Raw genomic sequence first — 26165 nt, forward strand, 5'->3', positions numbered from 1 at the left:
CATCTCGGACCGATCCACACGGGATGATCCGAGATGCCGCAGAACTCCGAGATGCGGATGCTGCCGCGCGACCTACTTGCTCAGGAAGTCCTTCAGCGCGGCGTTGACCTCGTCGGCATGGGTCCAGAGCAGGCCGTGGGGTGCGCCTTCGACCTCGACGTAGTCGGCCGCGGGGACTGCCTGGTGGAATCGGCGCGCGGTGGCGTCGATCGGGAGGATGTTGTCCTTGGTGCCGTGCAGGATCAGGGTCGGCTTCGCGGCGGCTGCGACGGCCTCGACGTCGGCGCGGAAGTCCTCGATCCAGGACGAGACGACGGCGTAGGCGGCGACGGGCGCGCTGCCGATCGCGACGTTCCAGCTGCCGGTGACGGCCTCCTGGCTGATGCGCGAGCCGAGGTTCTCGTCGAGGTTGTAGAAGTTCTGGTAGAAGTCGGTGAACCACGCGAAGCGGTCGCCCTTGGCTGCGGCCTCGATGCCGTCGAAGACCTCCTGCGGCACGCCCTCGGGGTTGTCGTCGCGCTGTACCAGGAACGGCTCGAGGGAGGCGAGGAAGGCGAGCTTGGCGACGCGCTCGTGGCCGTAGTGGGCGACGTAGCGGGCGAGCTCACCGGTGCCCATCGAGAAGCCCACGAGCACCACGTCGCGCAGGTCGAGCGTCTCGAGCACCGTGTTGAGGTCGGCGGCGAAGGTGTCGTAGTCGTAGCCCGCGTTCACCTTGGAGGACTGGCCGAATCCGCGGCGGTCGTAGGTGATGACCCGGTAGCCCTGGGCGAGCAGCTCGCGCGTCTGGCGCTCCCAGCTGTGTCCGTCGAGCGGATAGCCGTGGATCAGGACGACCGGCTGGCCGGCTCCCTGGTCTTCGTAGTACAGCTCGATCGCGGTGCTGTTCTCGTTCCCGACGGTGATGTAACCCATGATGCTGGTCCTTTCAATTCCGGTGAGAACGATCGTTCTCGCTCGATGTCCTCAATCTAGAGAACGACCGTTCTCATGTCAAGTACACTTCTGGGTATGACCGAAGAAGACGCCCGCGAACGCATCCTCGCCGCCGCCGAGGAGCTCTACTACCGCAAGGGTTACGCGGCCGTCGGCATGGACGAGCTTCGTCAGAGCGCCGGTGTGTCGCTGCGTCGCCTCTATGGACTGTTCCCCGCCAAGAACGACATCGTCGCCGCTGTGCTCGCCCGCAGGCACGCCGAGTGGGAATCCGGGCTCTCGACGGCGGTGGCGGATGCCGGTCACGACCCTCGTGCGCGGCTGCTCGCGGTGTACGGCTACCTGGAGGACTGGTTCTGCACCGACAGCTTCCGCGGCTGCGCCTTCATCAATGCCTTCGGTGAACTGGGTGGCACCAATCCCGAGGTGGCTGCGATCGTGCGCGCGCACAAGGCGTCGTTCCAGGCGTACATGGCCCGACTCGTCGCCGAGATCGGAGCCCCCGCCGCGCTGGCAGCGCAGCTCTCGATCCTCGCCGAGGGGGCGCAGAGCACCGCGGCGATCTCCGCCGACCCGCAGGTCGCGGTGCAGGCGCGCGGCGCTGCCGAGGTGCTGATCGACGCCGCGATCCCGGCACGCGTCTGAGCGGTTCCCCTCCTCGGACAGATATCTCTCGCCTGGTTAGACGTTTTCGCCGCCGCTGTCAAGGTGGATGCGCGGGAATGGAAGCCTCGGTAGTGTCCGGGCATGGAATCTCGGAGCAGGGACATCACCAGGCAGACGGTGGTCATCGCCGCGGCATCCTTCATGCTGATCGCCGCGGCCGTCGGGGCGGGTGCCTTCGGCGGCACCTCCGTCAGCGAGCTCCAGGACGGTGCGCTGTCGGCGCAGGGCTCCTACCTCGCCCCCGCGGGGCCGGCCTTCTCGATCTGGTCGCTCATCTACGTCGGGCTCATCGCGTACACGGTGTGGCAGGCGTTGCCTGCGCAGCGGCAGGATCCCCGGCAGCGCGCCGTCGGCGGCTGGATCGCGGCGTCGATGGTGCTTAACGGGTTGTGGCTGGTCACCGCCCAGTTCTGGTCGCTCATCGCGACGGTGATCGTGATCGCGCTGCTGCTCGCGACCCTGGCTCGTGTGGTCGTCATCCTCGGCCGCCACCCCGCCCGCGGATGGCCGGAGCGCCTGCTGGTCGACGGGGCCAACGGCCTCCACTTCGGCTGGGTCACGATCGCGACCGTCGCCAACATCGCCGCCTGGCTCACGCAGACCGCGCCCGAGAGCTGGGCTGATCAGGCCGAGGTCTGGGCCGTCGTCGTGCTCGTCGTGGTGATGGTCATCGGCGTGGCCAGTGCGTGGCTGACCGGCCGCATCGCTCCCGCGCTCGCGACCGCGTGGGGACTGGCCTGGCTCGCGGTGGGACGCCTGACCGGCGTACCCGAGAGCACCGTGACCGCGGTCGCCGCGATCATCGTCGCCGTGGTCCTGGTGGTGGCCGGTGCGCTCGCCGTGCGGAGACGGCGCGGGCGAGGAGCCGCCGTTTCTGCCTGAACTTCTGCGGCCACAGTCACCTTCTGCGGAGGGATCCGTGCGGATCGGCCGCAGAAGGTGCGTCAGCCCGCCATGCCGGTGATCCGAGACTCAGAGGACCAGCCGGTACCCCATGCCCGACTCGGTCAGCAGATGCACCGGGGCGCTGGGCTCCTGCTCGAGCTTCTTGCGCAACTGCGACATGTACAGCCGCAGGTAGCCGGAGTCGGAGACCTGCTCGCTGCCCCAGATCTCCTTCAGCAGATCCTGCCGGGTGACGAGTGCTCCGGGATGCCGGGCGAGGTGCTCGAGCATCCGCCACTCGGTCGGGGTCAGGTGCACGCGGGCGCCCGCACGGGAGACGGTCTTGGTCGAGAGGTCGACGACCACGTCGCCGAACGAGACTGCCGATTCCCCGCTCGCGGGGAGTGATCGCCGTGACAGGGCGCGCAGCCGCGCCAGCAGTTCGTCGACCTGGAACGGCTTGGTGACGAAGTCGTCGGCGCCGGCGTCCAGCGCATCGACCTTGTCGGCCGAACCGGTGCGCCCGGAGACCACGATGATGGGCACGTTCGTCCAGCCGCGCAGCGCCTGGATCACCTCGATGCCATCGAGTTGGGGCATGCCGAGGTCGAGCATGATGAGGTCGGGGTGTGACTGCGCCGCTGCGGCGATCGCTGCGGCACCGTCGGCCGCGACCACGACCTCGTAGCCGTGTGCGGCGAGGGTGATGCGCAGTGCCCGCACCATCTGCGGGTCGTCGTCGGCGATGAGGAGCTTCACTCCGTGTCCTCCCTGTGCGGATCCGCTGCAGCCAGAGGCAGCGAGATGACCATCGTGAGTCCTCCACCCGGGGTGTCCTCTGGTGTCAGGCTACCGCCCATCCCCTCGGTGAACCCGCGCGACAGGGCGAGTCCGAGGCCGAGCCCGGTCGTGTTGTCGGTGTCGCCGAAGCGCTGGAACGGCTGGAAGATGCGGTCGCGCTGTTCGACGGGCACTCCCTCTCCGCGGTCGATGATGCGGATCTCGGCGCGGTCGCCGATCATGCTCGTCGAGATGATCACCCGGCGGTCCGGGGGTGAGTGGCGATGGGCGTTGGCGAGCACGTTCACCAGGACGCGCTGCAGCAGCACAGGGTCGGCGTGCAGCGCGGGAAGGTCGGGGTCGAGCGTCAGGTCGACGTCGGCCGGTCCCAGTCCGAGTTCGTCGACGGCCGCGAGGATCGGCGACGTGGCATCCAGGCGCTGTGCGGACACGGCGAGCACTCCGGCCTGCACCCGGCTTGCGTCGAGCAGATCGGTGACGAGCGTCGACAGCGTCGCGAGGCTCTCGTCGGCCGTCGCGAGAAGCTCGGCGCGGTCGTCGGGCGAGAGCTCGTGAGCACCGCGCAGCCCGCCGATCGCAGCGACCGCCGAGGCCAGCGGGCGGCGCAGGTCGTGGCTGAGGGCCGAGAGCAGCGCACTGCGCACCTGATCGGTCTCGGCGAGAGCCACCGCCTCCTGCGCCGTGGCGCGCAGGTCGGTGTGCTCCATCGCGGCTGACAGCTGGGCGACGATCGCATCGAGCAGGCGACGGGCCGGGCCGTCGAGCGGGTCGCCGTGCAGTTCGAGCAGGGCCCTGGGTGTCGTGTCGGATGCTGAGAGCACCGGAATCGTGGTGGCGCGCCCGTCGCGCAGGGGTTCGCCGTCGCGGGCCAGCACCTCGCCGTCGGGGGAGAGCAGCCGCACCCCGCTCAGCCCGAACGCCTCGCGGGTGCGGCTCACGAGGGCGAGTACGGCGTTGTCGCCACGCAGCACGTTGCCGGCCACGGCCGCGAGCAGCTCGGCCTCCGCGGTGGCACGTTTGGCCGTGCGTGCGCGTCTCGCCGCTTGGTCGACGATCAGGCTCACCAGGATCGCGATGATGACGTAGAGCGTGAGCGCGAGAGCGTGCAGCGGATGCGCGACCGTGATCGTGAAGAGCGGGGCGACGAAGAGGAAGTCGAGCGTGACTCCCGAGAGCACGGCGGCGAACACTGCGGGCCGCAGCCCGCCGATGAGTGCGACGACGACCACGAGCAGCTGATAGGCGAGGACCTCGGCCGTGATCGACTCGGGGCTGCGGAGCGTGAACAGCATCCACGACAGCAAGGGGCCGAACACGAGCGCGACCGTGAAGCCGAGCACCTGGCGGCGCCATCCCAGTGCCCCACCGGTGATGCGCGGGAGCGCCGCCCGACCGCCGGCCGCGGCGTGCGTCACGATGTGCACGTCGATGTCGCCGGAGGCGTTGACGATCTCCGATCCGATCCCCGGTCCGGTCAGCGCCGCCATCAGTCGACTGCGCCGGCTCACGCCGATCACGAGCTGAGTGGCATCCGCGCCCTGGGCGAAATCGACGAGGGTGCGGGGGATGTCGTCGCCGATGATCTGGTGGAAGCTGCCGCCCAGTGACTCCACCAGTGCGCGCTGGGCGGCCAGCGCGCCCGGGGTCTCGGCGCGTAGGCCGTTCTGGGTGGATACGTGCACGGCGAGCAGCTCGCTTCCGGCCGACCGTGCGGCGATCCGTGCTCCGCGGCGCAGCAGCGTCTCACCCTCCGGGCCTCCGGTCAGCGCCACGACCACGCGCTCTCGCGCCTGCCAGCTGCCCGCGATGCCGTGGTCGGCGCGGTAGCTGCGCAGGGCACTGTCGACCTCGTCGGCGAGCCAGAGCAGCGCGAGCTCGCGCAGGGCGGTGAGGTTGCCCAGGCGGAAGTAGTTCGACAGCGCGGCGTCGATGCGCTCGGCGGGGTAGACGAGTCCTGCGGAGAGTCTGTCGCGCAGGGACTGCGGCGCCAGGTCGACGACCTCGATCTCATCCGCCGCGCGCACCACGGCGTCCGGGATCGTCTCCTGCGGGGCGATACCGGTGATCTTCTCGACCGCGGCGCTCAGCGATTCGATGTGCTGCACGTTGACCGTGGTGATCACGTCGATGCCGGCATCGCGCAGCAACTCGACGTCCTGCCAGCGCTTCGGATGCAGCGAGCCGGGGATGTTCGTGTGCGCCAGTTCGTCGACCAGGGCGATCTCGGGATGGCGGGCGATCACCGCGTCGACGTCGAGCTCGGTCAGGGTGATGCCGCAGTGGGCGGCGGAGCGTCGGGGGATCTCGGGAAGCCCGATCGTCAGCGCGTGCGTCGCCGCCCGGTCGTGCGTCTCGACGACCGCGATCACGACGTCGCGGCCGTCGTCGAGCAGGCGCCGACCCTCGGCGAGCATCTCGAACGTCTTCCCGACGCCCGGGGCCGCGCCGAGCAGCACACGCAGGCGCCCGCGTCGGGTGGGCCCCTGCTCGTCGCTGCGCGTCTGCTCTCCGCCCATGCGCCCTCCCGCTCATCGAGCGCGAGATGGAACTCGGCGACGTCGATGCGCTCCTTGCCGAGGAATCCCCGATCCCGCCCTTGAATCCTAGACTCCGTCTGCGTGCGCGCCTCGGCTTCCGGCGGAGTGAATAGACCCCTACTTCAGGGGCTGGATGTCCTCGCCTGAGGACGCATAAGCTCCTCATGAGTACTGGGGGTGCTTTCGTGACGGCGGTGGAACTGTTCTACGACGATCTGCAGGAATCGGTGACCGATTTCACCGGGGTGGCCTCGACGTTGCAGTTCGATGTCCCGTGCCTCAGCGGCGATGATCCTGGCGTCGAGACACCGATCGGGCGGTATCCGCTGAAGGTCGAGCTGAACCGCCGGATGGACCAGCTCCACGACGCGTCGTTCGCGTACTGGGAAGTCGGCATGGCGCTCGCCGAGACGATCACCGCGATCACGTCGAACTACGCGGCTCTCGACCAGGAACTGTCGGGGGATGCGGCGGGATGACATTGACATCTCCGAACAGGGGCTACCCCCTGGAACGGATCACGGGTGACGTCGGCACGATGTCGCGCTGGGTGGATCAGTTCACGATGCTGGCCGAGCATCTGCGTGCGTTGCGGGGCGCATCTGCGCGCGCCACCGGGTTGCCGGGAATGGGGCAGGCGGTGAGCTCGGTGCGGGCGGATGCCCTCGACATCCTCACGACCGTCGGGTCGCACATCGCGCTGGCGCAGACGGTCTCGTCCGTGCTGGCCGGGTACGCGAAGTCCCACGACGAGCACGCGCGCCGGGCGAACGCGCTGATCGAGGACATCGAGGCCGCCCACGCGGCGTGCGCACGACTGAGCGCCGCATCTGAGGCGGCGGGGCGCAGCGCTCTCGCGGCGGCGGACGGCGAGGATCCGGTCGCAGCGCAGAAGGCGCAGGATGCGGCATCCGACAGCATCACGGAGAGGCGACGGGCCGAAGAAGACCTCGACGACCTCTGGGCGCGCTACGAGTTCCACTTCGCGGCGTGGGACGAGGCGTATGACGCCGGCGTGCGGGCGCTGGTGGGCGAGACGGGCGCGTTGTCGACGCTCGAGGCGCGTGATCTGCTGGACGACCTGCTCTCCGCCGACACCCCGGCCGCGGTGCTGGCGCTGTGGCTGGCGCATCCGGAGCTGCAGGAAGAGCTGATCGTCGCGCATCCGGCGGAGCTCGGCGCGATGGACGGGATGCCGGCTGCCGTGCGCGTACGGGCGAACCAGGCGAATGCTGAGGTGTGGATCGAGGCGGCGGAAGCCGAGCATGCTGCTGAGCCCGAGGGGTCCGAGCGGTCGGCGTTCCTGGCGAAGGAGATCGCGTACCTGCGCCAGGTGCTCGACGGCAGTGTGCAGCTGTATCTGTACGACCGCGTCTTCTCGCGCATCGTCGAGGTGATCGGCGACCTCGCGCAGGTGCCGCAGCGCGTGCTGACCTACGTGCCGGGCACCTTCACGAGCCTCGGCGACTTCTACGGCGGACAGGTGCAGCAGGTTGCGGCAGAGATGGTTCGAGCTGTGCCCGGAACTGTGGCCTTCGTCTACAAGGACGGTCTGTTCCCCGGCGAGAACCCCGAGTTGGGGGGCGCGGATCCGCTGCGGATCGTCGAGGCGAACGATCAGCAGCGTGCAGCAGAGGCGGGCCGGCAGCTGGCGCGTTTTGAGGCGGGGGTGCGGGCGGATCCGCAGCTCGCCGCCGCTGAGCAGGATGCCTTCGGGCACAGCTGGGGCCTGGCGAACGTGACGAGTTCCGAGGTCGCTGGCGCTGAGTTCGACAAGGTCGTCTCGCTGTCGGGCGCCGGGATGCTGCCGGAGTGGACGCCCGACCCCGGCACGGTCTACGCCGACTTCTCGTATCGGGACGTCCTGCAGACCGGTCAGGATCTCGGCGTCGTCTGGGACGGCAACAACCCGCGTTCCCACCCGGCGTTCGAACACGGGGACTACTACCTGGGCCCGAACGACGAGGTTCTCGACAGAGCCGACAACGGCAGTCTCGGGCGCCCGACGGTCAGCGTTCCGAAGAACTACTTCACAGTGCTGACCGAGAATCACAACCTGATCGCGACGGACGATCCGGCCAATGAGCGCGCACTCCGAGACATCGGCAGGTTGGTGCGACGGTGAAGCGATGGTATGTGGTGGCGGCGATGTCCACCTTGCTGCTCGTATTGACCGGGTGCGCGCCTCCGCGGGTTGAGGAGGAGGGAAGCCGCGTGACCTGGGAACAGGCGAAGACAAGGACCCAAGCAATGGAGCTGCGTATTGCCGCGCTCATCCCTGAAGTGTTGGTGGTCAGCGTCGACCAGAACGATAAGGGAGGTCTCTTCAGTTGCGATGAGACCCGGCACAGATGGAAGGGGATCACGAGGGTGATTCTCGCATCCGGAGCGGACGCCGAGGCTGTAACGCGGCAGATCGAAGGGCAGTTCAACGATGACGGGGCGTTCGATGTGACGAACTATCGCGACGTGGCGAATGTCTATGTTGCGGAGCTGAGATCCCGAGAGACGGACGAAGGATACCTGTTCGGCGAAGGAGACCCAGGGGTGATTCTCATCGACTCGTGGTCGGCGTGCTTCACCCTGCCTGAGGGCACGTACCCGGGAGGCGACTTCTGAGTGCGCGCCGTTCATGGCGACGGGTGCCGTGGCGCTCGTCGCCATGGACACTGGGTGCTCCGCCGAGTCGGGGCGGGTCCAGAGCAACGTGACTTGGGCACAGGCGAAGGCCACCGCGCAGGCGCGCGAACTCGAAATCGTCTTACTCGTTCTGAGCGAGGAGATCGTCGATATCGCTCAGCATGAGGAGGGGACGTTGTTCCGTTGCTATGGCGCCGGGATGCTGCCGGAGTGGACGCCCGATCCCGACACCGTCTACGCCGACCTCTCGTATCGGGACGTCCTGCAGACCGGTCAGGATCTCGGCGTCGTCTGGGACGGCAACAATCCGCGGTCGAACCCCGCGTTCGAGCACGACGACTACTACGTCGGTCCGAATGACCAGGTTCTCGACCGGGCAGACAACGGCAGCCTCGGCCGCCCGACGGTCAGCGTTCCGAAGGACTACTTCGTGGTGCTGACGGAGAACCACAACCTGATCGCGACGGACGATCCGGCGAATGAGCGCGCGTTGCGTCATATGCGAAAGCTGGTGAGCGAGTGAAGAAGGCAGTGGGATTCGCAATCACGGTCGTGATCCTGCTTGTCACACCGGGGTGCGTCGGACAGCCGATCGAGAAGAGGACGACTGCAGTGGAGTGGCAGGATGCGAAGGCAGCGGCGCAGGCGGTGGAGCTGGGGATCGCGGGGCTCATACCCGCAGACGAAGTCGTCAGCGTCGATCAGCACGAGACCGGTTCTTTGTTCAGCTGCGACGAGAAGCGCCATCGGTGGACGGGAATCACCTATGTGACGCTTGCGCCAGGAGCGGAGATCGAAGCCGTGGTGAAGCAGATGGAGGAAGGTCTCGGCACCCTCTTCGTCGAGGAGGATGACTTCATGATCAGCAACTATCGGGACATGTTCGACGAATACACGGTCACGGCAGAGTCCCCGATAACAGGCGAGTCGTATCTCTTCGGACAAGACGACTCCGTGACTATATCCATCGACTCCTGGTCCCAGTGCTTCACCCTCCCGGAGGGCACATACCCGGGAGGCAGCTTCTGAGCACGCGAGTTCCTGGTGCGCCCGACTCCCGGGCGGATCTATGCTCACGAGGTGAGTGCGCGGCGGATGAAGCTCGGCGCGGGGACGGCGGTGGTCCTCGCGCTGATCGTCGTCGCGGCGGTATGCGTGTTCACCGGGCTGCTCCCCGCCGCGGATGCCGGTGCGCTCGGGGCCCGCATCACCCCGGTGCTCGGGTTCGTCGTGGCGATCACGATCGTCGCAGAACTCGCCAGGGATGCGGCGGTGTTCGACGTGCTCGCGCAGCGCCTCGCGCAGTGGGGTCGCGGTCGCGTGATCGCCCTGTGGGCCTCGGTCGTCGCGCTCGCCGTGGTGAGCACGGTGTTCCTCTCGCTCGACACGACGGCCGTGATCGTGACGCCGGTGGTCGTGGTGCTGGCGCAGAGCATCGGGGTCTCGCCGCTGCCGTTCGCTCTCGCCACGGTCTGGCTCGCGAACACGGCATCCCTCGCCCTGCCGGTCTCGAACCTCACGAACCTGCTCGCCGCCCCGGCGATCGGTGACGACCCCGGCGCGTTCCTGGCCCTGAGCTGGGCGCCGACGCTGGTGGGGGTGCTGATCCCGGTCGCGATCCTGACCATCGCCCACCGCCGCACCCTGTTCGGCGCTTACCGCGTACCGCAGTCCGGAGGCCCCTCCGATCGCGTGCTGTTCTGGGGAGCGACCGGAGTGCTGGTCATCCTGCTCCCGCTGCTCACGCTGACCCACGACGTGTGGATCCCGGCCACGGTCGCCGCGCTCCTCCTGGTCGGGCTGTTCGCGGTGCGGCGGAGGCACGTGCTGCGCGTCTCACTCGTGCCGTGGCAGGCGATCGGGCTGGCCGCCGCTCTGTTCGTGCTGGTCGAGACCGCGCACGCCAACGGCATCCTCGACTTCCTCACGTCACTGGCCTCGAGCGGTCACGGTGCCGGAGAGATCCTGGGTCTCGCTGCCCTCGGTGCCCTCACGGCGAACGGGGTGAACAACCTGCCGGCGTACCTGATCCTCGAGCCGGCCGCGGGCGATCCGGTGGCCCTGATGGCGCTGTTGATCGGCGTCAACCTCGGTCCGCTCATCACGCCGTGGGCGTCGCTGGCGACCCTGCTGTGGCATCACCGGATCGTGTCGCTCGGCGTCGAGATCCGCTGGGGCCGCTTCATGCTCTGGGGTCTCGTCGTCGCCGTGCCGACGGTCGTGGTCGCCGCTCTCGCCCTGGCGCTCGTCGCCGGCTGACTGCGCCGAGCGCCGCCCTCCGGTCGCAGATACGCACCCACTTCACCTCAGGAAGGTGTGCGTTCGCGAAGAGCGCCGGCGAGCCTGTGGCTCAGGTCACTCCTGCGGAGGGCCAGCGGGGCGATGCGCCCGGCGTCCGTTCACGACCACGGGGCGACCGGCACGCTCCTGTCCTGGTAGCGGCCGCGAGCGTCGTCCGTAGATGAGCTCAGAGGAGTCGAGCAGCCACGGCACCAGCGTGATCGAGACGCCGTGCACGAGCATGAGCTGATTCGCGAGGCGCCGGGCGCGACGGTTGTGCAGGAACGACTCCCACCAGTGCCCCACGATGTACTGCGGCAGATACACGGTCACCACCGATGAGCCGTGCTTCTCGCGATACTGCTTGATGAACTGGGTCACCGGCTGCGCGAACGAGCGGTACGGCGACTCGACGATCACCAGCGGGATCGGCACCAGGTGGTCGGCCCAGTCCTTCTGCAGCTGGGCCGCATCGTCGGAGGCCACCGCGACGTGCACGGCCAGTGTCTTGCCGTGTTTGGCCGCGATCGCGTAGTCGATGGCCTTCACCACAGGCTTCTGCAGCCGGTTGACGAGCACGATGGCGAGGTCGCCCTTCGCGCCGAACCTGGTGGTGTCGTCGATCGCTATCTCGTGCTCGACGTCGCGGTAGTACCGCTTCACCCCGAGCATCAGGAAGGCGAGGATCGGGATCGCGAAGAACACCAGGTAAGCGCCGTGGGTGAACTTCGTGACGGTCACGATCAACAGCACGAGCACGGTCATGACCGCTCCGGCGGAGTTGATGATGAGCCCGATCTTCGCGGAACGACGATCGGATGCCGAAGCGCCGTCGATGCCGGACGCCTTCGCGCCCTCTGCGGGCTCTCGCAGCACTCTCCGCCAGTGCCGCACCATGCCGATCTGTCCGAGGGAGAACGACACGAAGACACCGATGATGTAGAGCTGGATCAGGGTCGTCAGTCGCGCCTGGAACACCACGAGCACGATCATCGCGCCGATACCGAGCAGGATCATGCCGTTCGAGAACACGAGGCGGTCGCCGCGGGTGTTCAGCGACTTCGGGGCGTAGCCGTCGCGGGCGAGCACTGCCCCCAGCAGCGGGAAGCCGTTGAATGCCGTGTTCGCCGCCAGCAGCAGCACGCACGCGGTCGCCGCCTGCACGATGAAGAACAGGATGCTGCCGCCGCCGAACGTCGCGCTCGCGATCTGGGCCATCAGGCTGGGCTGCGGGTTCGTGCAGTCGAAGCCGATGAGGTCGCAGGGGTTCTCGGCGTAGTGCACGCCGGTGATCAGGGCGAGTGCCGTGAGTCCGGCGAACAGGCAGGCGGCGATCGACCCCATCAGCACGAGCGTCGACTGGGCGTTGCGCACCTTCGGGGCACGGAACGCCGGCACGCCGTTCGACACGGCCTCCACGCCGGTGAGCGCCGAGCATCCGCTCGAGAAGGCGCGCAGGATGAGCAGGATCACTGCCGCTTGGCTGAGGTTCTCGGCCTGCACCGAGAACTCGGCGCTGGAGGCGATCGGGGCGTCGCCGAGGAAGGTGCGGATGAGGCCGGTGACGATCATCAAGCCGACGGAGGCGATGAACACGTAGGTCGGGATCGCGAAGACCAGAGAGGCTTCGCGCACACCGCGGAGGTTCACGATGATGATCAGGATCACGAAGCCGACCGCCAGCTCCACCCGGAGCGGATCGAGACCGGGAACGGCGGAGATGATGTTGTCGACGCCGGATGCGACCGAGACGGCGACCGTGAGCACGTAGTCGACGAGCAGCGCGGCGGCCACGATCACACCGGGGATCTCGCCCAGGTTCTTCGACGCGACCTCGTAGTCGCCACCGCCGGAGGGATACGCCTTGATCAGCTGTCGGTAGCTCAACACGACCACGATCAGCAGCACCACGACGGCCGCCGCGACCAGCGGTGTGAACGACAGGAAGGTCAGCCCGCCGATCAGCAGGATCATCACGAGTTCCTGTGGGGCGTAGGCCACCGAGCTCAACGCGTCGGACGCGAAGATCGGCAGCGCCATGCGCTTGGGGAGGAGTTGGTCGTCGACCTGCTCGCTCGTCAGCGGATCGCCGATGAGGATGCGCTTGGCGCGAGGTGGCGCATCTGTGCTGTCGTGGTTTTCGTCTGACACGTCCGGCGACGCTACGCCCGCCTGCGGCATCCTCACGCGATCCTCACGGAATCCCTACGGCTCGAACCGCGTCCCTCACGGAATCCTTACGCCTCCTCGCGCCAGGCGTCGAGTCATCGGGAACCCACAGGGATTTCCGATCACGAACGCGTAACGTCGGACGCATGACGACCCTTCAGGTCACCGAAGACTCCATCCGCAAGACGCGCGAACTGCGCGACGAGTTCCAGCGCTTCCTGCGTGAGTACGAGTTCGGGATGCGTGAGGTCGAGACGAAGATCTCGATCCTCCGCGACGAGTTCACGCATCATCATGCGTACAACCCGATCGAGCACGTCAAGAGCCGGCTCAAGACTCCCGACAGCATCGTCGAGAAGATCGCCCGCAAGGGCATCGAGGAGCCGGACTTCGAGCGCATCCGCGCCGAGATCACCGACATCGCCGGCGTGCGGGTGACCTGCAGCTTCGTGGCCGACGTGTACCGGTTGTTCGATCTGCTCACCGCGCAGGACGACATCACGGTGCGTACCGTCAAGGACTACATCGCGACGCCGAAGGACAACGGCTACAAGAGCCTGCACGCGATCATCGAGGTGCCGGTGTTCCTCTCGACGGGCGCGCTGTCGGTGCCGGTCGAGGTGCAGTTCCGCACGATCGCCATGGACTTCTGGGCCAGCCTCGAGCACAAGATCTACTACAAGTTCTCGAACCAGGTGCCGTCGCACCTCGTCGAGAGCCTGACGGACGCCGCGGATGCGGCCGCGGAGCTCGACAGCCGCATGGAGCGCCTGCACCGGGAAGCGCACGGGGTGCCGCAGCGGCAGCTCGCGCCCCCGCCTCCTCCGCGCATCGTCCCGGTCTGACCGCCGCCGGTGTTGCGAGGGCGCCGCTGCCCTGGGAGCATCGGCAGGTGGTGAGAATGCAGGATGCCGTGTCCGTGGACGCCGAGCGCGACGTCGATGAGGTGACGGTGGTCGACGACCTCGCGGGTGTCGACCGCGGCCGCCAGATCTGCGAGTGCGACCACGGCGACGACGAGGGCTACCAGCCGTGCGGACGCAAGGCGAAGTGGCGTGTGACGGTCGACTGCGTCTGCGGTGAGGGCCACCCGCGCCGGGTCGAGATCCTGTGCTCGCGGTGCATGCGCACGCTGCGTCAGATCCAGGGCCGCGAGGCCATCACCGTCCGTCGCCTCTGACCGCGCCACGGCGACGGTCGCAGCTCGTCACATCCGATCGCGCGTCGGCTCCGAACAAGCCTGGACCACACCGGCGACGGTGGAACAGGAGACGATCATGGCGCAGCGCAGCAGTGGCAAGAGGTTCTTCGCGTGGGCGGCGCTCGCGGGCGTGATCGGCGGAGGTGTGTTCCTCGCGACGGCTGAGCTCTTCGCGTTGTTGTTCGCGCGGGCGGCCAGCCCGATCCTCGCGGTGGGCGGCTTCGTGATCGACATCGTGCCGCAGCCGTTCAAGGAGTTCGCGATCGCCACTTTCGGCGAGTACGACAAGATCGCTCTGCTCGCCGGCCTCGGACTGGCTGTGCTCATCGCCTCGGCGATCGCCGGCATCCTGCAGCTGGTGCGTCCGCCGCTCGGAGTGATCGCGCTGGTGATCGCGGGCGTGCTGTCGACCGCGGCGATCGTGACCCGTGCTGCGGTGTCGCCGCTGGCGTTCCTGCCCCCAGTCCTCGGCACCGTCGCGGGGTCCTTCATCCTCGTGCTGCTCATCCGCCGTCTGCGTGCGTGGCGAGCCTCGGTGGTCGGCGTGCGGACGGATGACGCGACCGAGACCGCCCCGGCCGATATCGAACCCGTCGACGGCGTGACCGCCCGCCCTGGCTTCGATCGCCGCCGCTTCTTCATGCTCACCGCGGTCGCCGGAGCATCCGCTCTGATCGTCGGCATCACTGCCCGCACCGTGAGCATGGCCGTGTCGTCGGTCGAGGCCATCCGCGGCGCCCTCAAACTGCCCGCGCCGAAGAGCACGGTCATGGTGCCGGAGGGCGCTGAGCTCGACATCCCCGGACTGAGCAAGCTCTTCACCCCGAACAAGGACTTCTACCGCGTCGACACCGCGCTCACGGTTCCCACGATCGACCCGGAGACCTGGCGCCTCGTGATCGACGGCATGGTCGACCAGCGGGTCGAGATGAGCTTCCAGGACCTCCTCGACATGGGGCTCGACGAGTACGCGATCACGCTCACGTGCGTGTCGAACGAGGTCGGCGGCGAGCTCGTCGGCAACGCGAAGTGGCTCGGGGTGCCGCTGCGCGACGTGCTGAAGAAGGCCGGAGTGAAGTCCGGCGCCGACATGGTGCTCTCGCGCAGCGTCGACGGCTACACCGCGAGCACCCCGCTCTCGGCGCTGACCGACGACAACCTCGACGCCATCCTCGCGGTGGCGATGAACGGCGAACCGCTGCCGCTCGAGCACGGCTTCCCGGTGCGGATGGTCGTGCCAGGGCTCTACGGGTACGTGTCGGCGACCAAGTGGCTCACCGAGCTCAAGGTCACGACCTTCGCCGACGACGAGGCCTACTGGACGCCGCGCGGGTACAGCGCCGAGGCGCCGATCAAGTTCGCGTCACGCGTCGACACTCCCAAGCTCGGCGAGGCCGTCGATGCGGGCAAGATCCCGATCGCCGGGGTCGCCTGGGCGCAGTCGGTCGGCATCGAACGCGTCGAGGTGCGCATCGACGACGGCGACTGGGTCGCGGCCACGCTCTCGACACCCATCAACGACGACACCTGGGTGCAGTGGTTCATGGAGTGGGATGCCACTCCCGGCACCCACTATGTCGCCGTCCGTGCGGTGAACAAGAACGGCGACCTGCAGATCGAGGAACGCGCGCCGATCGCGCCGAACGGGTCATCCGGCTGGCAGCGCTCGCTCGTCCGGGTCACCTGACTCGGTGCGCCGTCTCCCGCACGGGCCTAAGGTGGGAGCCATGTCGCCGCTCCCCGCACTCGTGATCACCGTCTCGGACCGATCTGCCGCGGGGGAGCGCGAGGACCGTGGAGGCCCGATCGCCGTCGAGCTGCTGCGCGAAGCGGGCTGGCACTGCCCGGAGCCTCAGATCATCGCCGACGGTGCGAGTTCGGTGGCGGATGCGCTGCGGCGAGCACTCGCCCGCGGCATCCGGCTGGTCGTGACCACGGGCGGAACCGGAGTCGGTCCCCGCGACCTGACGCCCGAGGGGACGCGCCGGGTGATCACCCGTGAGATCCCCGGGATCGCCGAGGAGCTGCGCCGCAGCGGCCTCGCCGACACGCCGCTGTCCGTGCTGTCGCGCGGTCTGGCCGGCATCGTCGACCCTGCCGGCATGCTCGTGGTGAATCTTCCCGGTTCGCCCCGTGCCGTGGCATCCGGCGTACCCGTGGTGCTCGGCGTCGCCGGGCACATCCTGGATCAGGTGGAGGGCGGAGATCACTCATGAACGACGTACGACTGGCAGCGGTGTCGGAGGAACGGCTCGACCTCGACACGCATCTCGCCGCGGTGGAGGACCCGCGCCTCGGCGCGGTGACGACGTTCGTCGGTCGGGTGCGTGACAACGACCCGGAGGCGGCGACCCCTGTCGTCGGGCTCGAGTACAGCGCTCACCCGGATGCCGAGGCGGCGCTCCGGCGGATCGCGGAGCAGGCCGGTGCCGGGGCGGATGCCCGCGCCGTGGTGGCCGTGACCCACCGGGTCGGTCGGCTCGACGTCGGCGACGCGGCTGTCGTGATCGCGGTCGCCTCCGAGCACCGTGCCGAGGCCTTCGAGGTGTGCCGGGCCGTCATCGAGGCGATCAAGAGCGACCTGCCGGTGTGGAAGCGGCAGCTCGAGGTCGACGGGACGTCGTCGTGGAAGGGCATCGGCGGCTGAGTCGAGGCGGTACCCCGCCGGCCCGGCATCCGTCGCCCGGCATCCGTCCTTCCGGCATCCGTCCTTCCGGCATCCGTCCCGACCCTGACGCGCCACTTGCAGGAGAACTCGCGGGTTGCAGGCGGAATCGCCCCGGATCGGTCCTGCAGGTGGCCATCGGTCCTGCAGGTCGCGCCGTCAGCCAGCGAGAGGTCGCGCGGTCAGCCGCCGGCGAACGGCGGGAGGATGTCGATGAGTTCGGCGTCGTCGAGGGCGAGGTCTCCGTCGGTGCGCACCCCGTCGACCATGACGGCGCAGCGCGGCAGGATGTCGGCCAGAGCCGGATGCTCGGTCACGACCGCTGCGCGCAGTGCGACGAGGGAGGCCTCGCTGCGCTCCTCGCTGTCGGTGCCCGCGGCCTCGGCGGCGGCGGCGAAGTAGCGCACGCGGGTCATCGGGAGTCCTCGGATCCGATGAAGGGGTCGGCTTCGCCGGGGCGCACCCAGTCGCCGGAGCGGCCGCCCGACTTCGCCACGATGCGTACATCCTCGATCACGACGGCACGGTCGACGCCCTTGATCATGTCGACGATCGCGAGAGCCGTCACGGATACGGCCGTGAGCGCTTCCATCTCGATGCCCGTGCGGTCGGCGGTACCGACCGTCGCCTCGATGCGCACGCCGTCGTCGACGATCTCGAGCTCGACGCTCGCCCGGTGCACGCCGATCACATGCGCCAGCGGCAGCAGCGACGCGGTGGACTTGGCTGCCTGGATGCCGGCGATACGCGCCACGGCGAGCACATCGCCCTTGGGCACGGTGCCGTCACGGAGGGCCGCGATCACGTCGGCGCTGCAGCGCACGAATCCGCGAGCGGTCGCCGTGCGGACGGTCGGCTGCTTGGCGGTCACGTCGACCATGTGGGCGCGGCCGGCAGCGTCAAGGTGAGGGAAGCTCATCCCACCAGCATGACATCGATCGGATCTCCCACGGCGACGGCCGCGACCTCGGCCGGGAGGATCGCGAACGCGTGGGCTCGTGCGAGTCCACCCGCCAGGTGTGATCCCGATCCACCCGCGGTGGCGGGGCGCACGGTGCGGGTCGCGAGGTCGACGATCGCCGGGAGGTACTGGCGGCGGCCGGGGGGCGTGGTCCATGCCGCATCGGCGGTGAACACCGCACGCGGCCGCTGGATCTCAGCACGCCCCTGCAGAGCGAGCAGCGCGGGGCGCACGAACACCTCGAACGAGACGGCGACGCTGACGGGGTTGCCCGGAAGCCCGAACACCAGAGCCCCACTGTTCAGCACGCCGAAGGCCTGCGGCTTGCCCGGCTGCATCGCGACGCTCGCGAACTCCACCTCGCCCTGGCCGTCGAAGGCGCCGCGCACAGGCTCGTAGGCCCCGGCGCTCACGCCGCCGGTGAAGATGATGACATCGGCGCCGAGCGCGACGGCCTCGGCGGTCACGGCGCGCACGGCCTCGGCCTCATCCGTCACGCGGGCGACCAGCACGACCTCGGCGTCGGCATCGGCGACGAGCTGCTCGAGCAGAGGCCCGTTCGAATCGGGGATGTGGCCGCGGGTCACGGCCTCGCCGGGTGCGAGCAGCTCGCTCCCCGTCGACACCACGGCCACGCGGGGCGCGCGCGTCACCGTGACCTCGGCGACGCCGGCCGCCACCGCTGCCGCGACCTGGAAGGCGCCCAGGCGCTCCCCGGTGCGCACCACCTCGTCACCCGCGCGCAGGTCGGTGCCGCGTCGGCGCACGAACACGCCGGGCTTCGCGGGCGCGCGCAGCACCCGCACCTCGCCGAGGGAGTCGGCGAGCCCGCCCTCCGTGTCCTCGAACGGCACGATCACGTCGGCGTCGGCGGGCGTGGGAGATCCGGTCATGATCCGTGCGGCGTCGCCGGGACCCAGCGGCGGGTCGAGCGCGACGCCCGCCGGCAGGTCGGCGACCACTCGCAGAGTGATCGGGTTGTCCTCGGATGCGGCGGCGACATCGGCTCCCCGTACCGCGAACCCATCCATCGCCGAGTTGTCGAACAGCGGGATGTCGTGGGCGGCGGCGGCGGGAGCGGCCAGCGTTCGTCCTGCCGCCGAACGCACCGGACGAGCCTCGGCATCGAGCACCCGCACCGCGGCGAGCACACGCGCGAGCTGGTCCTCGACCGTACGACGCCCGCTCATGCGTGCACCTCCGCCGTCGCGGACGAGGCAGGGCGGATCGCGATCTCATGCTGGCGCGAGGCCAGAGCATCGACCACCGCGAGCCGACCGAGCAGGGGTTCCCCGGAGCCGGTCACGAGCTTGATCACTTCGCCGGCCAGCATCCCGCCGACCTGCACGCACAGCGCGCCGAGCACGCCGACCTGCGCGCAGCTGGGCGGTTCGCCCTCGGTGCCAGGGGGGAAGAGGTCGGCGAGCACCACCGGTTCGCCCTCGCGCGGCGCCGACCAGAACACGGTGACCTGCGCGTGCCACTCCTGCACGGCGCCCCACACCACGGGCACCCCGAGGGTTTCGGCGGCGGCAGCGACGTCGCGGCGGGTGGCGAAGGAGTCGCTCGTGTCGACCACGACATCCGCGCCCCCGAGGATCCGGGCGGCGTTAGCGGCATCGAGGCGTTCGGGTACCTGCGTCACAGCGGTCTGCGGGGCGAGCGCCGTGACGGCGCGGGCGGCAGACTCGGTCTTGTGGGTGCCGATGTCGTCGACGCGGTGCGCGAGCTGACGCTGTAGGTTCGTGAGCTCCACGATGTCGTCGTCGATGACCGTGATCGATCCGACCCCCGCAGCGGCCAGGGCCAGCAGCACGGGGGAGCCGAGACCTCCCGCACCGACGACCGCCACGCGTGCAGCGCTCAGACGGCGCTGACCTTCTTCTCCGATGCCCGCGAGCACGGCGTGCCGGGCCGTGCGGACGAGCTCTTGCGGGTCCAGCGCGGGCGCGGGGGCGACGAGAGGCTGCATGGGATCAGCGTATGCCCGTGGCGCGAGTCAGTCCGTGAGCGCCTCGTCGACGACCGCGAACACGTCGGGGTCCCAGGTGAGCGCTCGTTCCCAGGGCAGATCGAAGGCGTCTGCGAAGAAGATGCTGTGCACGTCGTGCTCGAACGTGCGGCGGGCGACGTGGGGGAGCACCTCGACCGGAACCTCGTCTGCGCGCGCGCTCTGCTGCGAGACGAGCCCGTCGTGCGGCCACAGCTGGCGCGGTTCGGAGGCCGCGCGGAAGTGCCCGGCACCCACTGCCGTGACGCTCACCGCGTCGAGCACGCCCGCCTGAGTGGCGTTCCATGTCCGGAGGAAGCGCCGCGAGACCTGGTCGGCCGCCCCCTGCGAGTTCTCGGCCGCGTAGCTGCGTGACCGCTCGAGGATCTGGGTCGTTCCGGCGTCGCCGTGGGCGTCGGTGACGGAGATCTCGTCGGTGAGCACGTCGCCGAGCAGAGAGCCGTCCCAGGGCGTCCCGAGGGTGACGAGACGCGTCACCGACGGGCCCGCATCGCCCAGCTCGCGGATCGCGGCGCGCGAGAACAGCCCGCCCATCGAGTGGGCGACGAGGTCGATGCGGGCGAAGCCGTGCTCCGCGCTGAGCCACCGCAGGAAAGCGGCCAGGCGGGTGCCGCCCTCGTCGATGCTGCCCACCGCGTTGACGGTCAGCTCGGCGGGCAGGATGACCGGCACGTCGGCGAACCCCTGCCAGCCGGTGTCTTCCCTGACCTCTCCGGGGCCGAGGCGTGCGGGTGCGGTGAAGACCGCCGCGCCGCGGGCGAGCAGATGCGCGCGGAGCGCGGTGAGCGTGTTCCCGGCGGCGAGACCTGAGCCGCTGGCGCGGTCGGGGTCCGTGAACGGCGTCACGGCGGCACCACCGGACACGAGGACGACGGCTGTGGACATATGGCGCTCCTTCTCGACGGCGTACGCGGTCAGAATAGGGCAGAACGCCTCAGCCGCTGGACGTCGTCACCGGCCGAGCTCGGACGGGTGGGTGAGTCGCCACCACTCGGACGGCTGGTCGATGCTGCCCTGGATCGTCACCGGAGCCGTGACGGTGTTCGGTCCGGCGGTCCAGGTGACGGTCCCCACGACAGAGCCAGCCTGGTACGTCGGCGGGGTCTTGATGTCCATGGTCACGACGATCGGGGTGTCGGACCAGGTGAAGATCGATGCCGCCTCTCCGATGATCAGCTCAGCGGTGGATCCCCACGGTGTCGAGATCGTGCCGACTTCCTGGCCGGATGCGAGCGGCACCTCGTGGAAACCGGCGCGGATGCTGTCCAAGACCGCGATCGCGCCGGCGTTCACCGACTCGCGCGAGTCTCCTCCGAGAATGACACCGGTCACGGCCAGTGGATCGGCGGCTCCCACATCGAGGGTCGCCGTGTACAGCAGGCTGTACGTGCCCTCGCCCAGGGTGCCGGTCTTCAATCCCGTGATCCCGGAGGTCCCCAGAAGGCCGTTGGTGTTGTAGAGCTGGCCGGCTCCGGGGAGCGAGATCGACGAGGTCGCGACGATCTGAGCGATGGCCGGATGAGCGGCCGCGAGCTTCCCGATCGCCAGGAGGTCGGCGGGCGTGCTCGTATTGCGCGGGCTGATGCCGGTGGGCTCCGTGATCGTGGTGCCGGTCAGTCCATGGGCGGAGAGCCAGCTGCGCGTCGCTGCGAGGAACGCGTTCTGCGATCCGAAGATCTGCGACGACAGTGCCTCGGCGTAGTTGCTCGCCGAGGGGATCAGCATGGCGGCCAGGGCGTCATGCAGCGACATCGCGGTGCCGGTGGGCATGGGGGCGATGGTCGCGCCCTGCACGTAGTACCTGTCGTAGAGGTCGTGGTCGGCCTTGGTGAAGGTGATCGTGGGGCCTGGGTCGTCCGCGGAGGCCAGAGGGACGGTGTCGAGGATGACCATCGCAGTGATGAGCTTCGTGATGCTCGCGATGGGGCGAGGGTCGCCGGTTCCGCTCGACGACCAGATTCCACTCGCACCCTCGCCCAGATATGCGTCCGCGCCGGAGATGCTGATGGCTGAGGCGTTTGCCGGGGGAACGACGCCGACGGCAGCCTCGACGGCCGGGACCTGCGGCGTCTGCGTGCTCACCTCGGGCGCAGCCACGGGGGCGGTGAGAGCCCACCCGATGTATCCCCCGCACGCGGCCAGCAGCAGGACGAGACTGACGGCGGTGACGATGAGTCCCCGGCGTCTGCGTGCTCTGCGCACCTCCGGGGTGATTCGATCACGATCATCCGCGAGATCCTGCTCGTGGGTCATCAACTCCGCGAACTCGGAAAGCCCGTCCGATGGAGGGCTCGGTGCCGTCATCGAGGTCCCCTCACCGGTCGCGTCTGGCATGACGAACACCGTAGCGCCGATGCGGGTCCGCGGGGAGGAACGATCCATGGTGACGCAATTGCGGCGTATTCGGCGTGATGCATCCGCATCTGCGGTAACCTCGGCAGCATGCAGACCTACCGGATCGCTCGCGCCGCACAGCTGCTCGGGGTGAGCGACGACACCGTGCGCCGCTGGATCGATCAGAGGTTGCTGCCCGTGACCGACGCCGTGCCGGCGGAGATCCCCGGCGACGCGCTCGCCGCTCGCGCGATCACGCTCGCCACCGAGGCCACGGATGCTGGAGACGCGCTGTCCAGCGCGCGCAACCGCTTCGTCGGCATCGTGACCAGGGTGCAGATCGAGGGGCTGATGGCGCAGGTCGACATCCAGTCCGGACCGCATCGCGTGGTCTCGCTCATGTCGGCGGAGGCCGCGCAGGAACTGCAGCTCGAGGTCGGCTCGCTCGCCACCGCATCCGTCAAGGCGACCCAGGTCGTCGTCGAAGTCCCGAAGGGGTGACCGTGAACCGCGCGCTGCTCCGCTCCGTCACGGTGATCGTCGCTGCCTCCGTGCTCGCGCTTACCGGCTGCGCGAGTGCTGCCGAGACTGCGCCGTCGTCACCGGGCGCCGCGGCAGAGGGCACCGTGAGGGGCGAGCTCACGGTCTATGCCGCGGCATCCCTCGGGGGAGCGTTCGATGCGATCGGCGAGGCCTTCGTCGCGGAGAACCCGGAGGTGGAGTTCCGCCCGGTGTACGACGGGTCGTCGACCCTGGTCACGCAGATCCTCGAGGGCGCTCCGGCCGATGTGTTCGCCTCGGCCGACGAGGCCAATATGCACAAGGCGGCGGATGTCGCGGTCGATCCAGAGCTGTTCGCCTCGAACACCCTCGTGATCGCGGTGCCGGTCGGTAATCCGGGAGACGTGAAGACGCTCGCGGATCTGACCGCCGTGACCACCGTGCTGTGCGCCCCCGAGGTGCCCTGCGGTGCGGCATCCGCGAAACTCCTCGCCGCGGCCGGGGTCACGGTGGACGCCGCGAGCCTCGAACAGAACGTGACGGCCGTGCTGACCAAGGTCGCGGCATCCGAAGCCGATGCCGGTCTCGTGTACGCCACCGACGTGATCGGTCGCGACGACGTCGAGGTGATCGTGCCCGAGAACGCCGACGACGTCGTCAACCACTACCCGATCGCGGCGCTCACCGGCGCTCCGAACCCGGCCGCCGCCGACGCGTTCGTGGCGTTCGTGCTGTCGGACGCGGGGCAGGGGATGCTGGCGGACTTCGGGTTCGGGGCGCCGTGAGTGCGGCCGGGGCGCGGGGATACGCTCCGCGCGCGCTCGCCATCCCCGCCCTGATCGGTCTGGCCTTCCTGGTCGTGCCGCTTGCCGCACTCGTCGCGCGGGTGCAGTGGTCGACCTTCCTCACCGATGTGACATCCGAGGCGGCGCTGTCGGCGCTGGCGCTCTCGCTCGGGACCGGACTGGTGGCCACCGTGCTGTGCATCATCGTGGGGGTGCCGCTCGCGCTGTACATCGCTCGATCGGGGCCGCGCCTGGCCGCCGTGCTGCGGGCCGTCGTCACGGTTCCGCTGGTGCTGCCACCGATGGTGGGCGGCGTCGCGCTGCTGTACCTGTTCGGGCGTGCGGGGTGGCTCGGCGGGCTGGGACTCTCGTTCAGCACGCCCGCGGTCGTGCTCGCGCAGACCTTCGTCGCTCTGCCGTTCCTGGTGCTCGCCGTGGAAGGCGCAGTGCGCACCTCCGGCGTCGAGTACGAGCGCACGGCCGCTGCGCTCGGGGCCGGTCGCTGGACGATTCTGCGCCGCATCACCCTGCCCCTCGCGGGCCCCGGCATCGTGGCCGGCGTCGTGCTCTGCTTCGCGCGGGCCATCGGGGAGTTCGGGGCGACCGCCCTGTTCGCCGGCAACCGGCCGGGGGTCACCCAGACCATGCCCCTCGCGATCTACACCGCGTTCAACGGCGCGGGCGTCACGCAGGGCACGGCGGTCGCGCTCGCCCTGCTGCTGCTCGCCACCGCGATCGTGGTGCTGCTGCTCGTGCGCGGCTGGCGACCGGGAGCTGCGCGATGAGTGTCGGGGGCGTCGACGCCCGCACGCCGGGCCTGCGGGCGCACGTCGTGGTCGCACGCGAGCACTTCGCCGTCGACGTGGAGGTCGAGGTCGCGGCCGGCGAGACCATCGCGGTCATGGGACCCAGCGGTGCCGGCAAGTCGACGCTGCTGCAGGCGCTCGCCGGGCTCGAGCCGTTGACCGCCGGTGAGATCACGATCGAAGGGCGGGTCGTCGACCGCGCCGCCGCTCCGCGCGTGCAGACGCCCCCGATGAATCGCGGCATCGTGCTGCTGAGTCAGGAACCGCGGCTGTTCCCGCACCTGTCCGTGAGGGAGAACGTCGCCTTCGGTCCCCGTGCCGCGGGCGTCGACACCCGGTCGGCTCGAGACTCCGCCGACGAGTTGCTCGTGCGCGTCGGCCTCCCCGGGGCGGGGGATCGGATGCCGCGGGAGCTCTCCGGAGGTGAGGGGCAGCGCGTCGCGGTCGCGCGGGCGCTCGCCGCATCGCCCCGCGCCGTGCTGCTGGATGAGCCGCTCGTCGCCCTCGACCCGGAGACGGCGGGCGAAATCCGGCGGATGCTGCACGACCAGCTCGCGGGGGTGACGACGATCGCCGTGACGCACGACGCCGCGGACGCGATCGCGCTCGCCGAGCGGCTGTTCATCGTGGAGGCCGGCCGTGTCACGCAGAGCGGTCCCGTGCGCGAGGTGCTGGCGGCTCCGGCATCCGGTTTCGTCGCCTCGATCGCCGGTGTCAACCGGGTCGTCGGTGCCGCCGACGGGGGTGCGTTGCGGGTCGGGGATGTGCGACTCTGCAGCGCGGATGCCGCTGCGCCGGCACGGGCGGCCGCGGCAGGCACGCCTCTCGCCGCCGTGTTCCGTCCGGACGCCGTGCGCCTCGTGACCGCGGACACCGCGGACGCCTGGCGCAGCCGCATCATCCGACTCGAAGCCACGCTCGCCGGCATCCGGGTGCACACCGAGCTCTGTCAGGTCGACGTCTCGCTGTCGGATGCCGAGGGGCTCGCGCCGGGCGACGAGGTGCACCTGTGCATCGACCCCGCGGATGTGCGGTTCGTGGCGGTCGACTGACTTCGGCGGCTCAGGCGCGGTCGTGCAGGGTGATCTGGTATCCGTCCGGGTCGGCGAAGGTGAACGTGCGGCCGAAGGGGCCGTCGATCGGCGCCGACACGATGGTGTGGCCGTCGGCGACCAGTGCATCGTGGATCTCCTGGACCCCGGTGGCGTGGAGCCAGATCGCCGCTCCGACGCCCGGCTGCGGCACGGAGTCGAGGTCGGTGCCGGGAACGATGTCGCGCAGGGCGAAGGCGATCGGGGCGGTATGGAAGACCACGGCATGCGGGGGGCCGGCGGGCGAGCGGACGAGGCCGAGGTACTTCTCGTAGAAGGCCTGCGATCCGGCGAGGTCGCGTGCCTGGAGGGAGATGAAGTCGGGACCGGTGACGGGCATGGTGAGCTCCTTGATCATGTGTCAGTTATCTGACATGCATCACCATATGTCAGAATACTGACATGAGTCAAGACGGAGAGGTCATCCACCTGGAGACATCGCTCGGCTATCTGCTGAAGGAAGCCTCGAGCGCTCTTCGCGCGGCCATGGAGGAGGTGCTGCGGCCGCTCGGAATGACGGTGACGCACTACTCGTGCCTGGAGTTGCTGGCGCAGCGCCCCGGCCTGTCGAACTCGGAACTCGCGCGCGGCACCTTCGTGACGCGCCAGTCGATGAACGTGCTGCTGCAGGCGCTCGAGCGGGACGGATCCGTGACGAGAGCGACCGAGGCCCCGGTGGGCAAGGCTCTTCCCACGCGGCTCACCCCGCTCGGGGAGCGGAAGCGGCAGGAGGCGAGTGCGGCGGTGCGCTCTGTCGAAGTGCGGATGCTCGGCGGGATGAGCGATGACCAGCAGGCGGAAGCGCGTCGGCTCCTGCGCGGCATGATCCACTCGCTGCGCGACGCCGGGGACTCCTGACCGCGGGCACGGAAATGCTGGCAATCTGCCGGTGGTCG

Annotated in this window: 29 protein-coding genes; 18 read left to right on the top strand and 11 right to left on the bottom strand. The window is 69.4% G+C overall.

Annotated features, from left to right (window positions below; genetic code table 11):
* Nucleotides 1-72 precede the first annotated feature (72 nt).
* A complete protein-coding gene (locus tag MRBLWO12_RS17375) occupies nt 73-915 on the bottom strand; it encodes an alpha/beta fold hydrolase (RefSeq protein WP_363557735.1) in 843 nt (280 codons plus the stop codon).
* A gap of 96 nt (nt 916-1011) precedes the next feature.
* On the opposite strand from MRBLWO12_RS17375, the gene MRBLWO12_RS17380 reads away from it, so the two are divergent.
* Together MRBLWO12_RS17380 and MRBLWO12_RS17385 are read left to right on the top strand one after the other, a co-directional pair.
* The gene (locus MRBLWO12_RS17380) at nt 1012-1581 is read left to right on the top strand and encodes a TetR/AcrR family transcriptional regulator (RefSeq protein WP_363557737.1); all 570 of its coding nucleotides are present in this window, start codon (nt 1012-1014) and stop codon (nt 1579-1581) included.
* Between the two features lie 102 nt (nt 1582-1683).
* Entirely contained in the window at nt 1684-2484 is an 801-nt protein-coding gene (locus MRBLWO12_RS17385; protein WP_363557739.1) for a TspO/MBR family protein, read from the top strand.
* 90 nt (nt 2485-2574) lie between these two features.
* Here the strand turns inward: MRBLWO12_RS17385 and MRBLWO12_RS17390 are convergent, their stop codons facing one another.
* Together MRBLWO12_RS17390 and MRBLWO12_RS17395 are read right to left on the bottom strand one after the other, a co-directional pair.
* Entirely contained in the window at nt 2575-3246 is a 672-nt protein-coding gene (locus tag MRBLWO12_RS17390) for a response regulator (RefSeq protein ID WP_363557741.1), read from the bottom strand.
* Complete coding sequence (locus MRBLWO12_RS17395) at nt 3243-5804, bottom strand: ATP-binding protein (RefSeq protein ID WP_363557743.1); 2562 nt, start codon at nt 5802-5804, stop codon at nt 3243-3245. The genes MRBLWO12_RS17390 and MRBLWO12_RS17395 overlap by 4 nt, the downstream gene beginning before the upstream one ends.
* Nucleotides 5805-5989: 185 nt before the next feature.
* Here MRBLWO12_RS17395 and MRBLWO12_RS17400 point away from each other — a divergent pair, with 185 nt between their 5' ends.
* The 6 genes from MRBLWO12_RS17400 (at nt 5990) to MRBLWO12_RS17425 (ending at nt 10724) form a co-directional block, all read left to right on the top strand.
* Complete coding sequence (locus tag MRBLWO12_RS17400; RefSeq protein ID WP_363557745.1) at nt 5990-6304, top strand: hypothetical protein; 315 nt, start codon at nt 5990-5992, stop codon at nt 6302-6304.
* Complete coding sequence (locus MRBLWO12_RS17405) at nt 6301-7950, top strand: hypothetical protein (protein ID WP_363557747.1); 1650 nt, start codon at nt 6301-6303, stop codon at nt 7948-7950. The genes MRBLWO12_RS17400 and MRBLWO12_RS17405 overlap by 4 nt, the downstream gene beginning before the upstream one ends.
* Nucleotides 7951-8039: 89 nt before the next feature.
* A complete protein-coding gene (locus MRBLWO12_RS17410) occupies nt 8040-8444 on the top strand; it encodes a hypothetical protein (protein WP_363557749.1) in 405 nt (134 codons plus the stop codon).
* A 28-nt stretch (nt 8445-8472) separates the two neighbouring features.
* On the top strand, nt 8473-8988 hold the full coding sequence (locus tag MRBLWO12_RS17415) for a hypothetical protein (protein ID WP_363557751.1): 516 nt from the start codon (nt 8473-8475) through the stop codon (nt 8986-8988).
* The gene (locus tag MRBLWO12_RS17420) at nt 8985-9494 is read left to right on the top strand and encodes a hypothetical protein (RefSeq protein ID WP_363557753.1); all 510 of its coding nucleotides are present in this window, start codon (nt 8985-8987) and stop codon (nt 9492-9494) included. Before MRBLWO12_RS17415 ends, MRBLWO12_RS17420 begins: the two co-directional genes overlap by 4 nt.
* Nucleotides 9495-9560: 66 nt before the next feature.
* Entirely contained in the window at nt 9561-10724 is a 1164-nt protein-coding gene (locus MRBLWO12_RS17425; protein ID WP_363558640.1) for an SLC13 family permease, read from the top strand.
* A gap of 96 nt (nt 10725-10820) precedes the next feature.
* On the opposite strand, the gene MRBLWO12_RS17430 is transcribed toward MRBLWO12_RS17425, so the two are convergent.
* On the bottom strand, nt 10821-12926 hold the full coding sequence (locus MRBLWO12_RS17430; protein WP_363558642.1) for an APC family permease: 2106 nt from the start codon (nt 12924-12926) through the stop codon (nt 10821-10823).
* A gap of 134 nt (nt 12927-13060) precedes the next feature.
* Between MRBLWO12_RS17430 and MRBLWO12_RS17435 the strand changes: the two genes are divergently transcribed.
* The 5 genes from MRBLWO12_RS17435 (at nt 13061) to MRBLWO12_RS17455 (ending at nt 16762) form a co-directional block, all read left to right on the top strand.
* Nucleotides 13061-13759, top strand: coding sequence for a GTP pyrophosphokinase (locus MRBLWO12_RS17435; RefSeq protein ID WP_141874129.1), 699 nt, complete (start codon nt 13061-13063; stop codon nt 13757-13759).
* Between the two features lie 47 nt (nt 13760-13806).
* Nucleotides 13807-14094: a hypothetical protein gene (locus tag MRBLWO12_RS17440; RefSeq protein WP_363557755.1), complete on the top strand. Its 288-nt coding sequence runs from the start codon at nt 13807-13809 to the stop codon at nt 14092-14094.
* 97 nt (nt 14095-14191) lie between these two features.
* Nucleotides 14192-15802: a molybdopterin-dependent oxidoreductase gene (locus tag MRBLWO12_RS17445; protein ID WP_363557757.1), complete on the top strand. Its 1611-nt coding sequence runs from the start codon at nt 14192-14194 to the stop codon at nt 15800-15802.
* 40 nt (nt 15803-15842) lie between these two features.
* Nucleotides 15843-16331, top strand: coding sequence for a MogA/MoaB family molybdenum cofactor biosynthesis protein (locus MRBLWO12_RS17450; protein WP_363557759.1), 489 nt, complete (start codon nt 15843-15845; stop codon nt 16329-16331).
* The gene (locus tag MRBLWO12_RS17455) at nt 16328-16762 is read left to right on the top strand and encodes a molybdenum cofactor biosynthesis protein MoaE (protein ID WP_363557761.1); all 435 of its coding nucleotides are present in this window, start codon (nt 16328-16330) and stop codon (nt 16760-16762) included. The genes MRBLWO12_RS17450 and MRBLWO12_RS17455 overlap by 4 nt, the downstream gene beginning before the upstream one ends.
* Nucleotides 16763-16962: 200 nt before the next feature.
* Here MRBLWO12_RS17455 and MRBLWO12_RS17460 read toward each other — a convergent pair whose 3' ends face one another.
* From MRBLWO12_RS17460 to MRBLWO12_RS17485, 6 genes are all read right to left on the bottom strand, one after another.
* On the bottom strand, nt 16963-17196 hold the full coding sequence (locus MRBLWO12_RS17460) for a MoaD/ThiS family protein (RefSeq protein ID WP_363557763.1): 234 nt from the start codon (nt 17194-17196) through the stop codon (nt 16963-16965).
* Complete coding sequence (gene moaC, locus MRBLWO12_RS17465) at nt 17193-17699, bottom strand: cyclic pyranopterin monophosphate synthase MoaC (protein WP_363557765.1); 507 nt, start codon at nt 17697-17699, stop codon at nt 17193-17195. The genes MRBLWO12_RS17460 and moaC overlap by 4 nt, the downstream gene beginning before the upstream one ends.
* The gene (gene glp, locus MRBLWO12_RS17470) at nt 17696-18931 is read right to left on the bottom strand and encodes a gephyrin-like molybdotransferase Glp (protein ID WP_363557767.1); all 1236 of its coding nucleotides are present in this window, start codon (nt 18929-18931) and stop codon (nt 17696-17698) included. Before glp ends, moaC begins: the two co-directional genes overlap by 4 nt.
* Nucleotides 18928-19713 (bottom strand): HesA/MoeB/ThiF family protein, encoded by a 786-nt coding sequence (locus tag MRBLWO12_RS17475; protein ID WP_363557770.1) that lies wholly within the window; start codon nt 19711-19713, stop codon nt 18928-18930. The genes glp and MRBLWO12_RS17475 overlap by 4 nt, the downstream gene beginning before the upstream one ends.
* A 27-nt stretch (nt 19714-19740) precedes the next feature.
* Nucleotides 19741-20637 carry a lipase family alpha/beta hydrolase gene (locus MRBLWO12_RS17480; protein ID WP_363557772.1) on the bottom strand — a complete coding sequence of 299 codons (897 nt, stop codon included), beginning with the start codon at nt 20635-20637 and terminating at the stop codon, nt 19741-19743.
* Between the two features lie 66 nt (nt 20638-20703).
* Entirely contained in the window at nt 20704-22086 is a 1383-nt protein-coding gene (locus MRBLWO12_RS17485) for a D-alanyl-D-alanine carboxypeptidase family protein (protein WP_363557774.1), read from the bottom strand.
* Nucleotides 22087-22194: 108 nt separating this feature from the next.
* Between MRBLWO12_RS17485 and MRBLWO12_RS17490 the strand changes: the two genes are divergently transcribed.
* The 4 genes from MRBLWO12_RS17490 to MRBLWO12_RS17505 are packed head-to-tail and all read left to right on the top strand — an operon-like array spanning nt 22195 to nt 25230.
* Nucleotides 22195-22587 (top strand): TOBE domain-containing protein, encoded by a 393-nt coding sequence (locus MRBLWO12_RS17490; RefSeq protein WP_363557776.1) that lies wholly within the window; start codon nt 22195-22197, stop codon nt 22585-22587.
* A gap of 2 nt (nt 22588-22589) precedes the next feature.
* The gene (gene modA / locus MRBLWO12_RS17495; protein ID WP_363557778.1) at nt 22590-23372 is read left to right on the top strand and encodes a molybdate ABC transporter substrate-binding protein; all 783 of its coding nucleotides are present in this window, start codon (nt 22590-22592) and stop codon (nt 23370-23372) included.
* Nucleotides 23369-24157, top strand: coding sequence for a molybdate ABC transporter permease subunit (modB, locus tag MRBLWO12_RS17500; RefSeq protein ID WP_363557780.1), 789 nt, complete (start codon nt 23369-23371; stop codon nt 24155-24157). The genes modA and modB overlap by 4 nt, the downstream gene beginning before the upstream one ends.
* A complete protein-coding gene (locus MRBLWO12_RS17505; RefSeq protein ID WP_363557782.1) occupies nt 24154-25230 on the top strand; it encodes an ABC transporter ATP-binding protein in 1077 nt (358 codons plus the stop codon). The genes modB and MRBLWO12_RS17505 overlap by 4 nt, the downstream gene beginning before the upstream one ends.
* Nucleotides 25231-25240: 10 nt before the next feature.
* Here the strand turns inward: MRBLWO12_RS17505 and MRBLWO12_RS17510 are convergent, their stop codons facing one another.
* Nucleotides 25241-25609 carry a VOC family protein gene (locus tag MRBLWO12_RS17510; RefSeq protein ID WP_363557784.1) on the bottom strand — a complete coding sequence of 123 codons (369 nt, stop codon included), beginning with the start codon at nt 25607-25609 and terminating at the stop codon, nt 25241-25243.
* A gap of 62 nt (nt 25610-25671) precedes the next feature.
* Between MRBLWO12_RS17510 and MRBLWO12_RS17515 the strand changes: the two genes are divergently transcribed.
* Nucleotides 25672-26127 (top strand): MarR family winged helix-turn-helix transcriptional regulator, encoded by a 456-nt coding sequence (locus tag MRBLWO12_RS17515; protein WP_363557786.1) that lies wholly within the window; start codon nt 25672-25674, stop codon nt 26125-26127.
* The last annotated feature ends 38 nt before the right edge of the window (nt 26128-26165 follow it).

It is taken from the genome of Microbacterium sp. LWO12-1.2, assembly GCF_040675875.1.
In the GTDB taxonomy this organism is placed as follows: domain Bacteria; phylum Actinomycetota; class Actinomycetes; order Actinomycetales; family Microbacteriaceae; genus Microbacterium.